Source organism: Deltaproteobacteria bacterium GWC2_65_14, from assembly GCA_001797615.1.
GTDB lineage: Bacteria > Desulfobacterota > Deferrimicrobia > Deferrimicrobiales > Deferrimicrobiaceae > GWC2-65-14.
In genome coordinates this window covers 20,571-32,279 of record MGPV01000016.1, presented here as the reverse complement: position 1 = coordinate 32,279, position 11,709 = coordinate 20,571, and the positions used below count along the sequence as shown (strand labels likewise).

The window sequence follows — 11,709 nt, the reverse complement described above, 5'->3', positions numbered from 1 at the left end:
CCGTATTTCAGGGGGTTCTGGATCTGCTCCGGAATCCGATCGACGACCGTCTCCGGCACACCCGGGAACTGCTCCCTCATGATCTGCTGCACCCGCGCGACCGCGTTCCGGTTCACCGGCAGCGCAAGGTCGTAGATCTTCCGGATCGCGAACATCGGTGTTTGCACCCCCTTCGTCCCGGGATTCCGAAACACCTTACTATATCCAAACCTCCTGCGTTCGCGAAGTACCACACTCGGCAGATTCGAAGGGATCTGAGACGGTGGGCGGTCGTCGATCCCCGCACGGAAAATTTCTGCCGGATCGTCATCGTCCGGTTCGAACAGGGGACGGTGCAGGATGTGGAGTCCCGCTGCTGGCGATCCCGGGAAAAGCGGGGATGGATCACGCCTTGGATACGTCAGCGTTGCGCGGACTGGAGCCGACGGCCGGGATTGAACCGGCAACCTGCTGATTACGAATCAGCTGCTCTACCGTTGAGCTACGTCGGCCCGAAAGTGGGAACGAACCCGGAAACCAGGAAATTACAGTAGGGGCTTTTCCTCCCCAAAGTCAAGCCGGCTCGATCTGGTACTGCTCGATGTGCAGTTTCTCGTTTGCCGTGATGTTCACCTTCATCGAGAACCGGTTCTCCAGCCGCTCGAGGAAGCGGCGGTGCTCCCCGAACATCTCCTCCGCGAGCGCCGGGTGGACGAAAAGGGTGACCTGCCTCCCCGATAACAGCGGCCCCTGCCGCTCGAGAGCACGGAAGATCTCGTAGCATATCGTCTTTTTCGACTTGAGGATCCCCTCCCCCGAGCAGTAGGGGCAGGGTTCCGAGAGGGTCCTGGAGAGGCTGTCCCGGACCCGCTTCCGGGTCATCTCGACCAGCCCGAGCTCCGAGATCTTGCAGATGGTTGTCTTGCTCATGTCGGCACGCAGGGCGTCGACCAGCGCCCGGTAGACCTTTTCCCGGTTCTCCTCGCTCTTCATGTCGATGAAGTCGATGGTGATGATCCCGCCGATGTTCCGGAGCCGGAGCTGGTAGACGATCTCCTTGACCGCCTCGAGGTTGATCTTTACCGTCGTCTCCTCGAGGGAGCTGCGCCCGACATACTTTCCCGTGTTCACGTCGATCACCGTGAGCGCCTCGGTCTGCTCGATCACGATGGTGCCGCCGCTCTTGAGCCAGACCTTCTTATCGAGCGCCCGGGCCAGCTCGATCTCGATCCCGTAGTGGTCGTAGATCGGCTGCGTCTCCTTGTACAGCTCGATGCTGTCCTGGATCCTGGGGAAGAACTGCGAGGCAAAGGTCTGGATCCGTCCGTGCTCCTCCTCCGAGTCGACGACGATCCGGTCGGTGTCCGCGGTGAAGAGGTCCCGGACCGCCCGCAGGGAGAGGGAAAGCTCCCGGTGGATCAGGGAGGAAGGGGCGGCCGTCTCGCCTTTCATGCGGACCGTCTCCCAGAGGCGGACGAGGTAGTCCATGTCGGCCTGCAGGTCGGCTTCCGTTCCCCCCTCCGAGGCGGTCCGCACGATCGCTCCCATCCCCTCGGGGCGGATCTTCTCCACGATCGCGTGCAGCCGCTCCCGCTCCGCGGGGTCCTCGATCCGCCGGGAGATGCCGATGTGGTTGGACCAGGTCAGGAGCACCAGGTACCTTCCCGGGAGCGCGATGTGGCTGGTGATCCGGGCCCCCTTGGTCCCCAGCGGTTCCTTGGCGACCTGAACCAACAGCTGCTGTCCCTCCCGGATCAGCCCCTCGATGGGGGGGATGTAGCGGTCCTGGGGGTACCTCGCCTCGTGGATGTCCATTTCCTCCGGCAGCTCCTCCTCTCCGGAATCGCTGCTCGAAAATTCCAGCTGCGGGGCGACGAAGTCGCCGGCATACAGGAACCCGGCCTTCTCCATCCCGATGTCGACGAAGGCGGCCTGCATCCCCGGGAGGACCCGGATGACCCTTCCCTTGTAGATGTTCCCGATGATGTTGCGGTCGTCCCGGCGTTCGAGGAGGAAATCGACCAGGATCCCGGATTCGAGGGTGGCGACCCTCGTCTCGTAGGGGGCGGCGTTCACGACGATGAGCTTGCTGGCCTTGGACACCTCATCCCTTTCCGCGGGGGACCGGATCGGCCGACAGCTTCTTCACGGCGAACCGCTCCGGGGGGAGCGCGACGCCCAGCAGCGCGGACGCCGCGTCCAGCGGGCGGATCCCCTTCCCCGACCCATGGACGATTGTAATCGAGAGCCGGCCTTCCTTCATCAAAAAACCGGTCACGATCCGGCGGATGTCGGTCTCGGATCTTTTTCCCTCCCGCTCGACCGCGACCGGAAACGCTTCGGAGGAGGAGAGCCGCTCCCAGGCCTGCGCCGCGGACCCGGGGGTGACCCCCTCGGGAAACCGTTCCGGGGAAACCGGGGCGACGGCGTAGACGCAGGAGAGGTCGAACGCGGACAGGCGCGGGCTGCCGGGAGGGACCTGCCGGACCTCGCCCAGGGAGATCCCGGCGGGCAGGCAGGGGGCGATCCGCCTCTGCGCATCGGAGACCGGCACCGGCAGGGTGAACTCCACCTCGAGGACCTCGGCGAGGCTCTCCGCGCCGACCGGCAGGGCGGGAGAGAAGGAAAGCCGCGGCGCCGGATTGAACCCCCGGCTGTAGGCGACCGGCAGCCCCGCCTTGCGCAGGACCCGGCCCCAGAGCGACTGGAGCTCCAGGCCGCTCAGGTGCCGCGCCGGCCCCTCCTTCGCGTACCGGAGCCGGAGCAGGTGGCGGACCGCGGGCTCCGGTGCTTCTCCGGCCGCCGCACGGGACAAGGACTCCGCGTCCCTCTCCTCCATCGGGGGGAAGGTGATGTTGCGCAGCCCGGGGGGGCAGGCCCCGCAGTCGGAGCAGAGATCGGTCCTGCAGTCGGGGGTGGTCTCCCCGAGGAGCGTCTTCTCCCGCTCGGCGAGAAGAAAATCGCGTTCGATCCCGGCATCCACGAAATCCCAGGAAAGCGGCGCCCCGGGGTTCCGCTCCCGAAGGTATTCCGAGGGATCCACCCCCTCCTCCCGGAACGCCTCCGCCCAGAGGCCCGGGCGGAACTCCTCCGTCCAGGCGTCGAAGCGCGCCCCGAGGCGGTAGGCCCGCAGGAGCACGCCGGAGAGCCGCTCGTCCCCCCGGGAGAAGGCCCCCTCCAGCTCCGAGACCTCCGGGGACTGGAACTTCACCTCCGCGTTCCGGTCGCGGCCGACGATCGACCGGACGGTCCCGATCCGCCCGGAGATCTCCTCCCTCCCGATCTGCCTCTCCCACTGGAACGGGGTGTGCGGCTTCGGGATGAAGGCGGACAGGCTCGCCGTCACGGAATTGCGCTTTCCGTGCCGGCGCGCGACGGTCGCGACCCGCTTCACCAGATCCCCGATCGCCCGGACGTCGTCCGCCGTCTCCCCCGGCAGCCCCACCATGAAGTAGAGCTTCAGCGTCTGCCACCCGTTGGCGTAGATGAACTCCGCGGCGCGCAGGAGGTCGTCGTCCCCGATCTCCTTGTTGATCGCGCGGCGGAGGCGCTCGGTGCCCGCCTCGGGGGCGAGGGTGAACCCGGTCTTGCGGACCTTCCGGATCTGCCGGACCGTGTTCTCCCGGAGGGCGTCCAGGCGCAGCGACGGCAGGGAGACCGAGATCCTCTCCGGGGCAAGCGTCTCCATCGCCTCCGTGACCAGGCGGTCGATGCATCCGTAGTCGGCCGCGGAGAGGGAGAGGAGGCCGACCTCGTCGTACCCGGTCTTCGGTGCCGTCTCCTGCAGGTAGCGCAGCAGGAGAAGGGGGTCCCGCTCCCGGAGCGGACGGTAGACGTATCCGGCCTGGCAGAACCGGCATCCCCGGGTGCAGCCGCGGGAGATCTCGATGCTGAGCCGGTCGTGCACGACCCGCATGGCCGGAAGAATCGGGGAGGAGAGCAGCGGCGACTTCGCGAGGTCGGGGAGGACCCTGCGCGCGACCCCCGTCGAGATCCCCGGGACGTACACCCCCGCGATCCGCGCCAGCCCGGCGAGCAGCCCGGCCCGGCTTCCCCCGTCCCGTTTTCGCCGCTCGACCTGCAGGACGATGTCGAGGACCGCCTCCTCGCCGTCGCCGACGACGAGGGCGTCGAAGAACGGGAGCACGGGGGCCGGGTTCAGGGTGCAGACCCCTCCCCCCAGCACCAGAGGGTCCTCCTCACGCCGATCGCTGGCCGTAAGGGGAATCCCGGCGAGATCGAGCATGGCGAGCAGGTTGGTGTAGGTCAGCTCGTAGCAGAGGGAGAAGCCGAGAATGTCGAAATCGGCCGCGGGACGGGCGCTTTCGAGGGAGGAGAGGGGGAGATCCCGGGACCGGAGGTGCTCCTCCATGTCTCTCCAGGGAGCGAAGACCCGCTCGCAGAGGGTCCCGGCCCGATGGTTCAGGATCTCGTGGAGGAGCAGGATCCCCAGGTGGGACATCCCGATCTCGTAGACGTCCGGAAACCCGAGGAGGATCCGGACCTTCGCCTCCTCCCACGGGATCCGGGAAGGCCTCACCTCGCAGCCGCTGTACCGCGAGGGTTTCCGGATGGAGGGAGGGAGGAGGTCCATGGCGTCGGCTGCTCCAAGATCATTTTGATAAAACCATGCATTCACGGTACAGTAACCGGATGACGACTCCGACGGGAGTGGCCGGGTAGTGCGTCTGCTCTGGAGCCAGGGTGCCGAATTCACGTTCCGTCCGAAAGAATTCTTCGGCCGCGAGGAGGAACTTTCCGCGCTGCTCCGGGTCTGCCTGGAGGGAAAAGCCGGCATCGGCGCTTCCGTCCTGATCTACGGTCCTCCGAACATCGGGAAGTCCTCGATCCTGCTGAAGCTGAAATCGGAGCTGTTGACCCTTCCGGACGCGGCCGCCCCCCCCCGGCCGTTCCCGTTCTACTTCTCCTTCAGCAAGATCCTCTCGCACCCGCTGGCGCTCTCCCAGCAGTTCTTCCAGGAATACCTGTGGCAGCTCCTCTCCTTTCTCGGGGAGCCGCCGCCGGCCGGGTTCGATCCCGAGGCGATGTGCGAAAGCCTGGGAATCCACGGGTATGCAGAATGCCGGGACTTTCTCGCCGCCCATCGACGCTACACGGCGGCGGGGGACGGGCTCTCCGCCCTCGCGAACGCCGTCTCCTACCCCTTCACCACGGGAGGGAAGGACTTCTACCCGGTGTTCCTCTTCGACGACTTCCAGTATACGATCAAATTGCAGAACATTCCCGACGGGGCGATATTTTCCATCCTGCGCCCCTTCATCAAGTCGGGGCACTATCCGATCGTCGTGTCCGGATCCTCCCCGGGGCATGTCTCCTCGTCGCTGAAGCGGGAAGGGCTCTACGGGGCCTTTCAGCTGATCGAGGTCGGGGGACTCGCCCCGGACGCCTCCCTGCGGGCGTGGGGCCCGCTTTTCGAGCGCCGCAGGATCCAGGTTCCGGAGTCGATGCTTCCACGCGCTTCCGCGAGGCTCGGCCACGTTCCGATCTACCAGCGGATGTTCGCGGAGGAGATCTCCTTCCGGAACGTCCGGGTCTCCGACGAGGTCGGACTCGAAAATCTCTACGCCCTCTCCGTGACCGAGGGGAAGATCAACCGGTACTGGCGGGAGTTCTTCGAGAATGCCTTTCCCGACCGGGCGGTCCGGGTCCGGGCGATCCGGTTCCTGAAGCGGGTCCTGTGCGACCAGTTCCCGATCGATTCCTTCGAGGGGGCCGTCGCGCTGATCGGGGGGGATCCCGGGGAGGGGAGCAGGATCCTGTCGAGCCTGGAGTTCAAGGGGCTCCTGAAGTCGGACTTCGAGTATCTCCGGTTCGTGGAGGATCCGGTCCTCGCCGACTTTCTCTATTGGGCCTTCGAGCGCGGGATGCTCGGAAAGAGCTCCTCCCAGGTGGCGGCTTCCATCGTGCAGGGGAAGATCGCCCGCGCCGGCCTCGAGGCGGGGTGGGGGGAAAGCGAGCAGCGTGCCGCGGTGGTCAAGGAGATGATGCGCAGGTGGGACTGCCGCGAGGTGCCGGCCCTGCTGTTCGACTTCGGGAGCTTCCGGGAGAAGTTCGGGGGGCGGGGGCTGCTCGAGGTGGTGATCGGCCTGGAGGAGGAGCAGGAGAAGGTCCGGCTCCCCAAGATCAGCTCGGTGTCGACGGGATACCGGACCCGCCGGGGAGGGACCCGGTTCGACTTCGACCTGGTCGCCTACGGCTTCCTGGAGGCGGACTTCTCCGAGGAGAACCTGGTGCTCTGGGCCGTGGACATGCCGCCGGAAAGGGGGCTTTCCCCGGCGATGCTCGAGCATTTCGAGAACCGCTGCCGTCTCCTTTCCCTGGAGAAGGCGCTTCCCCCCGGCCGGCTCGAGAAGTGGATCCTCTTCGAAGGGAGCGTGGAGCCGGCCGCATTGGAATACGCGGCCCGCAACGGGATCCGGCTGACCCACCGCTCCCAGTTGCGCCTCTTCCTGAACCTGTTCGGGATGGAGGAGATGGAGCAGCCGCCGGAGCTCCGAAAGGCGCCGGAGCCCGTGGCGGACGCGCAGCCGCTGGAGTTCGAGCTTGTGCTGCCGATGAAGGCGGACACGGAGGTGGTCGCCGCACGGGTGGCGGAAGAGGTGGCGGCCTACGCCTCGGTGGACAAGGACACGGTGGACCGGGTCAAGATGGCGATCATCGAGGCCTGCATCAACGCCTTCGAGCACAGCGGGTCGGGCTCGGGAAAGGTGCACCTCCGGTACATCCTCTCCCCGGAGAAGATCGAGCTGTTCGTCCGGGACGACGGGACAGGGTTTCGCTCCGGAAAGCAGGCCGCCGAATCGAAGCGGAACCGGGGGTGGGGACTGAAGCTGATCCGCGAGCTCGTCGACGAGGTGGAGATCGAGACGGGGGAGGCGGGAACGACGGTGCGGATGATAAAATACCTCCGCCCCGGCGGGGAGACGGAGGCGGGCGGTCCACCCGCCCGGGAGGAGTGAGAGAGTGAGCTATCTGACCGTGAGGACCCGGGACGCCGGGAACGCCGTGGTGGTGTATGTCGATGGATACCTCAACAGCCTCCTGGGAGAAGAGGTCGAGCGGGTCGTCCAGGAGCTGCTGAACACCGGGGGGCAGCGGGTGCTCCTGAACTTCGGGGAAACCCGGCTGATCAACAGCATCGGGATCTCCTTCATCATCGGGGTCGTGGAGAAGATCCTGGAGCGGAACGGACTGCTGGCCTTCTGCTCCCTGAGCCGCATGAACCGGGAACTGTTTCAGATGACGGGGGTCGCGCGCTACGTGCGGGCCTTCGATACGGAGGACGATGCCCTTGCCTATTTCGGACAGCATTCCTGAGCGTTCCACGAACGGATCCCGGCTTCCCGCCGATGGGGGGGAGCGCGCCCGTTTCAAGCTGCGGGCGCTGCGCGATTTCACCTTCGGGCTTTCCCATGCGCGCGATTTCGACGAATCGCTCCGCCTCGCCCTGATGTCGATCCTGGGGACCTTTTCGATCCCGAAGGGGGTGCTCTTCCTGCACGAGGGGGGGGAGTTCCGGGCGCGGGTTTCCCGCGGGCTTCCCCCGGGGATCCCGCCCCTGGAAATGTCGGCGGAACTGCTGGCCTACTTGCGGCGGGCGCGCCAGCCGGTCCTGGTCGGACGGCGGGACGCCCCGGCGGCGGTGCGCAGGGTGGCCTCCGCGGTGGAAGAGGCGGCCCCCGCCTTCTCCCCGGAGATCTTCTGCTCCCTCGGCACGCGGAAGGGGGTGGTGGGGATCCTGCTCCTGGGGCCCACGCTGACGGGAAAGGCGCCGACCGTCCGGCAGCGGGAAACGCTGGGGGTGATGGCCTCCTTCCTGTCGGCGAACATCTCCAACCACGGCGTGGTCCTCGAGATCTCCGCGCTGAACGATGTGCTGCAGGTGCAGGTGCGGGAGAACGAGAAGCTGCTCCGCTCGATGGAGGAGATCTACCTCGATACGATCCGGGCGCTGGCCGCGGCGATCGACGCGAAGGATCCGTACACCCGGGGCCACTCGGAACGGGTGGCGAAAATCTCGGTGGCGATCGCCAGGACGCTGGGCCTCCCGGACACGGAGGTCCAGGCGATCCAGGTGGCCTCTCTCCTCCACGACGTGGGGAAGATCGCGACCGACCGGGCCGTGCTGACGAAGGCGACGAACCTGAGCCGTTCCGAGGAGCGGGAGCTCCAGCGGCACCCCCGCACGAGCTACGACATCCTCACCGAGATCCGGTTCCCCTACCCGGAGGTGGCGCGCCTGGCGCGGCATCATCACGAGCGGCTGGACGGGGCGGGGTACCCGGACGGGAAGCGGGGGGAAGAGATCCCCATCGGCTCGCGCATCATCGCGGTGGCGGACGCCTTCGACGCGATGGTGTCCGACCGCCCGTACCGGCGCTCCCTTCCCCTCATGCACGCGCTCCGGGAGATCCGCGGCGAGCTCTCCCGGCACTTCGATTCCGATGTCGCCGGCGTCTTCTTCCGGATCCTCCGCGGCGAGCTGAACGGGGAGAAGGGGGCCCTGGGGCTGTTCCGGGGGAACGGCTTCGACGCCTGCCGGGGGGAGGCCCTCGAGTTCTTGGGCCAGATGATCCGGGAGCTACGCTAGGTCGGAGAGGAGCGCCCGGAGGTTGTCGACAGCGCGCGGGAAGTGCTCCCTCCGGTGCGGCTCGACGGTCAGGATGGGGCGCGCACCCGCGTCCACCGCAGCGAGGATCACGCCGCGGAAGTTGATCGATCCCTCCCCGATCGGGAGATGGTCGTCCCGGAGTCCACGGTTGTCATGCAGGTGCATCTCTCCCAGGGCCGGGGCGAACGCCTCCACCCACTTCTGGATCGGGAGCCTCGAAAACAGGGTGGCATGCCCCGGATCGCAGCAGAAGCCGATCCGCTCCGATCCGACCGCCTCCCGTAGCCGCAGGAGATGGTCGGGGATCTCGTCGAACACGTTCTCCAGGAAGATGCTCACCCCTGCCGTTTCCGCCGCTTCGGCCACCTCGGAATAGGTCTTCCTCGCCTGTACGAGCCACCGGTCGGGCTGGAAGTCGAACATCCACTCGGAGTAGCCGCCGTGCATGACGATCCCGGCGGGCCGGAAGAGGGGGGCGAGGGCGATCGCCTGCTTCAGGCGGCGGACGGTCAGGCGACGGACCTCCTCGTCGCGCGCTCCGGCGCACAGGTCCTCGAACGGGGCGTGAAAGGTGAGGGAGGAGACGCCTGCGGCCTGCAGTGCCTCCGCGGCCGCTCCGGCCCGGGCGGGGGTGAGGGAATCGAGCGTCTCCGCGGACAGGTAGATCTCCGGGCCGACCCGGTGTTCCGCCAGCAGCGCGCAGGTTTCGCCCCGCTCGAGCATGGGAAAGGGGACCGTGCTGTGGATCGTCCAGGCCATCCGTTCCTCCCGGAATCCTTCGACAGGATGCTGGATTGCGGAACATCCGGGAGAAGATACCGCACGGGGGAGCCCCGGGCAAGGGGAACCTCCGGAGGACAACGGACGAATTACCTTGACAGGTTTTTGTATACTGCATACATTGGCGGTCAGTGAGGCGAAGGACCGGAAGATGCAGAAGCTGAGGATCAGCATCGACAACCACATGACGCTCCGGGAAAAGATCGTGGAGACGATCCGGGGCGCGATCGTGAACGGGCAGCTGCCTGCCGGGACACGGGTGGCCGAGCCGGACCTCGCCGAGAGGTTCGGAATCAGCCGGACCCCCATCCGGGAGGCCTTTCGCCAGCTCGAATCGGAGGGGTTCATCACCGTCGTTCCCCGGAAAGGGGCCGTCGTTGCCTCCTTTTCCTCCAAGGATGTCTCCGACTTCTACGACCTGAAGGCCCTGCTGGAAGGCTACGCCGCCCGCTGCGCCGTCAAGACGCTCACCGACAAGGAGATCGCCCGGATGGAGGCGGTCAACCGCCAGATGGAGACGGCGGCCGGGAAGCGGGATCTCCGCAAGGTTCTCCTGCTGCACAACGAGTTCCACGACATCTTCCTGAAGGCCTGCGGGAACGAGAAGCTGCACTCCATCATCCAGGGGATGGTGATGCAGTTTCAGCGGTACCGCCTGGTCCTGGCGATGCCGGGGAGGATCGAGGGGTCCATCGGGCAGCACCAGGAGATCGTCGAGGCGTTCCGGAAGAAGGACGGCCACCTGGCGGAGAGCCTCGTGCAGAAGAACGCCCTGTACGGGAAGAAGATCCTCCTCCGGGAACTGGCCAAGGGCTGACCCGGGGGCTTTGATGACCGGCCCCGAAGCGCTCCGCAACCTTCCTTCCGTTTCGCATCTCCTGGAGACCGACGAGGTCCGTTCGCTCCTTGCGCGCCATCCGCGCGCGGTGGTGGTCGGGGCGATCCGCAGGATCCTGGAACGGCTCCGGGAGGAGGCGACCGGGGGGGGCGGCGCCGCGCACCGCCGCGCGGAGTGGTCCTCCCTGCTCCTCGCGCGGCTTCCCGGGGAGATCCGGTCCGGCGAGGAGATCCCCCTCCGCCGGCTGATCAACGCCACCGGCGTGGTGATTCACACCAACCTCGGCCGCGCGCCTCTCCCCGAGGAGGCGGTCCGGGCCCTGGCGGAGGTCGCGGCCCGCTACTCCAACCTGGAATACGACCTGGAGACCGGGGCCCGCTTCCGCCGGCTGGCCCACGTGGAGGAGATGCTCCTCGAGCTTACGGGGGCCGAATCGGTTCACGTCGTGAACAACAACGCGGCGGCGGTGCTGCTCTGCCTCGCGGGCGTCGCGCGGGGGCGCGAGGTGATCGTGAGCCGGGGGGAGTTGGTCGAGATCGGCGGCTCCTTCCGGATCCCCGACATCCTGGCGGAGAGCGGGGCGACGCTGGTCGAGGTCGGCACGACGAACCGGACGCGCCTGTCCGATTACGAGCGCGCGGCCGGGCCACGCACGGCGATGCTGCTGAAGGTGCACCGGTCGAATTTCCGCATGTCGGGGTTCACGGAGGAGGTGACCGCCTCCGAGCTGGCCGTTCTCGGCGACCGGATCGGGATCCCCGTGATGGAGGACCTCGGGTCCGGGGCCCTCTTCGATTTCCAGGCCGCGGGGATCCCGGGAACCCCCACCGTGCGGCAGGCGCTCCGGCAGGGGCCCGGCATCGTGACGGTGAGCGGGGACAAGCTGCTCGGGGGGCCGCAGGCGGGAATCATCGCCGGGAGAAGTGCCCTGGTCGACCCGCTGAAGCGGCATCCCCTCTCCCGGGCGCTCCGGATGGACAAGCTCTGCCTGGCCGCCCTCGCGGCGACCCTGAGACTGTACGCCGACGAGAGGCGGGCAGCCGCGCGCATTCCGGTCCTGCGGATGATGCTGGAGGAGGAGAAGGACATTCGCGCAAGGGCGAGGCGCCTCGTCCGCAGGGTGAACCGGGAAGCCGCACGGGCGGTCCCGGAGGGGAGTGGGAGCGGCGTCACCCTCTCCCTGGAGCGGGGGACCTCCTACCCGGGAGGGGGGGCGATGCCGGAGGTCGGGATCCCCACGATCTGCATCGCCGTGTCCCTCGCGGCGGTTTCCCCGGGGGAGCTGGACGCAAGGCTACGGAAGGGGAACCCGCCCGTGGTGGGACGGATCGGGAACGGCCGGTTCCTCCTCGACATGAGGACGGTCCGGGACGCGGAGGTGAAAGAGCTCTCGGCGGCGCTGGCCGCGCTGCGGGAATGAGGGCGGAGGTCGCCCCGAAGGGGATTGACCTGCGCCGCCCGGGTGCCGTAAGGTAGATCG

8 protein-coding genes, 1 tRNA gene and 1 pseudogene (1 of these 10 cut by a window edge) are annotated in these 11,709 nt (G+C 67.3%); 5 read left to right on the top strand and 5 right to left on the bottom strand.

Features of this window, described 5'->3' with window-relative positions; genetic code table 11:
* From A2X88_03595 to A2X88_03580, 4 genes and pseudogenes are all read right to left on the bottom strand, one after another.
* Window positions 1-194, bottom strand: a pseudogene (locus A2X88_03595) (histone deacetylase); it reaches 1,678 nt to the left of the window's first position.
* A 222-nt stretch (window positions 195-416) separates the two neighbouring features.
* A tRNA-Thr gene (locus A2X88_03590) sits at window positions 417-491 on the bottom strand.
* A gap of 61 nt (window positions 492-552) precedes the next feature.
* Window positions 553-2,061, bottom strand: a complete 1,509-nt coding sequence (locus A2X88_03585; GenBank protein OGP35236.1) for a ribonuclease G — start codon at window positions 2,059-2,061, stop codon at window positions 553-555.
* 22 nt (window positions 2,062-2,083) lie between these two features.
* A complete protein-coding gene (locus A2X88_03580) occupies window positions 2,084-4,573 on the bottom strand; it encodes a hypothetical protein (GenBank protein ID OGP35208.1) in 2,490 nt (829 codons plus the stop codon).
* 1,900 nt (window positions 4,574-6,473) lie between these two features.
* On the opposite strand from A2X88_03580, the gene A2X88_03575 reads away from it, so the two are divergent.
* From A2X88_03575 to A2X88_03565, 3 genes are read left to right on the top strand one after another with little or no spacing between them, the layout of a single operon-like run.
* Window positions 6,474-6,959 carry a hypothetical protein gene (locus A2X88_03575; protein ID OGP35235.1) on the top strand — a complete coding sequence of 162 codons (486 nt, stop codon included), beginning with the start codon at window positions 6,474-6,476 and terminating at the stop codon, window positions 6,957-6,959.
* 4 nt (window positions 6,960-6,963) lie between these two features.
* Complete coding sequence (locus A2X88_03570; GenBank protein ID OGP35207.1) at window positions 6,964-7,317, top strand: hypothetical protein; 354 nt, start codon at window positions 6,964-6,966, stop codon at window positions 7,315-7,317.
* Window positions 7,292-8,590, top strand: a complete 1,299-nt coding sequence (locus A2X88_03565) for a hypothetical protein (protein OGP35206.1) — start codon at window positions 7,292-7,294, stop codon at window positions 8,588-8,590. Before A2X88_03570 ends, A2X88_03565 begins: the two co-directional genes overlap by 26 nt.
* Here A2X88_03565 and A2X88_03560 read toward each other — a convergent pair.
* Window positions 8,582-9,370: a hypothetical protein gene (locus A2X88_03560; GenBank protein OGP35205.1), complete on the bottom strand. Its 789-nt coding sequence runs from the start codon at window positions 9,368-9,370 to the stop codon at window positions 8,582-8,584. The two genes, A2X88_03565 and A2X88_03560, sit on opposite strands and share 9 nt — an antisense overlap.
* A 181-nt stretch (window positions 9,371-9,551) precedes the next feature.
* Between A2X88_03560 and A2X88_03555 the strand changes: the two genes are divergently transcribed.
* A complete protein-coding gene (locus A2X88_03555; protein ID OGP35234.1) occupies window positions 9,552-10,208 on the top strand; it encodes a GntR family transcriptional regulator in 657 nt (218 codons plus the stop codon).
* 13 nt (window positions 10,209-10,221) lie between these two features.
* Window positions 10,222-11,649 (top strand): L-seryl-tRNA(Sec) selenium transferase, encoded by a 1,428-nt coding sequence (locus A2X88_03550; protein ID OGP35204.1) that lies wholly within the window; start codon window positions 10,222-10,224, stop codon window positions 11,647-11,649.
* Window positions 11,650-11,709: the final 60 nt, after the last annotated feature.